The 1,261-nt window shown below is 60.2% G+C and carries 2 pseudogenes; both read left to right on the top strand.

What is annotated here, in order from left to right:
* A pseudogene (locus ASD70_RS29370) lies at window positions 1-686 on the top strand (type IV secretion protein Rhs); the annotation flags it as partial.
* 1 nt (window position 687) lies between these two features.
* Window positions 688-1,261 (top strand): annotated as a pseudogene (locus ASD70_RS29365) (type IV secretion protein Rhs); the annotation flags it as partial.

Here is a 1,261-nt window from a genome sequence, read left to right as displayed (position 1 = left end):
CGAGTTTTTCGCAGATGGACACGCGGTATGCCTGGGCGGATGACGGCCGTGTCACCGTGCATAACGCTGATGGTAGCCAGGAAGTGTATGTCCACGATGAACGGGCGCGGTTGGTACAACGCATTGATCCGGACGGCGCCCAGCATTTCAAATCCTACGATGACAAGGGTCGACTGACCGTCGAGCAAGATCCGCTGGGGGCGGTGACCGCCTATCAGTACGACGAAGCCGGACGCTTGGTGGCGTTGTTTCCGGGGGATGACGAGCCGACGTCCTACGAGTATGACAGCGGTTTCGTACGGGTTGTCAGGCGTGGCGAGGCGGTCTGGAAATATGAGCGTAATGACCGGGGCGATGTTACGCGCAGGACCGATCCTGACGGGCAGGTCACGGACTACAGCTACAACAAACGTGGGCAACTGACCGGGGTTTGGTATCCCGATCACAGCTGTCATCGGCTGGTATGGAACGAACGTGGGCAGTTGCTTGAGGAACAATTGCCCAATGGCGGGATCAAGCGCTACCGCTATGACGATCTAGGGCGGCAAGTAGCATGTGAGGATGAATACGGGGCGCTGACCCAGTATCAATGGGACGCCGTAGGACGTCTGCTGAAACTGACCCAGCCCGGCGGCGCTTGCCGGGAATTGAGCTACAACCCCTACGGAAAAATCATCGCCGAGCGCNCCCAGCCCGGCGGCGCTTGCCGGGAATTGAGCTACAACCCCTACGGAAAAATCATCGCCGAGCGCGATGAACTCGGCCACGTCACCCGCTACGAATACGAAGGCGGCCTGCACCTGATCAGCCGCCGCCTCAACGCCGACGGCACCCAGGTCCAATACCGCTACGACAACGCCCGGCTGTTGCTCACCGAGATCGAAAACGAAGTCGGCGAAACCTACCAGCTCACCTATCACCCCAACGGCCTGMTCCAACAGGAAACCGGCTTCGACGGCCAGCGCACCGCCTATGCCCACGACCTCAACGGCAATCTGCTGGAGAAGACGGAATACGGTGACGATGACTCTACGTTGGTCACCCGCTACGAGCGCGACCACGCCGGGCGTCTTGTAAGAAAAACCCTGCCCGATAACAGCGTGGTTGATTAAACCTACGACCGCCAAGGCAACCTCCTCAGCGTCGAAGACGGCCACTGGGCCCTGGCCTACGAATACGACCGGCAAAACCGCCTCACCGCCGAACACCAAGGCTGGGGCACCTTGCGCTACGGCTACGACGCCTGCGGCCAGCTGAAAAA

This window comes from Pseudomonas sp. Root569 (assembly GCF_001427465.1).
Lineage (GTDB): Bacteria > Pseudomonadota > Gammaproteobacteria > Pseudomonadales > Pseudomonadaceae > Aquipseudomonas > Aquipseudomonas synxantha.
The sequence above is the reverse complement of the archived record's forward strand: the minus strand, read 5'-3'. Positions and strand labels throughout refer to the sequence as shown.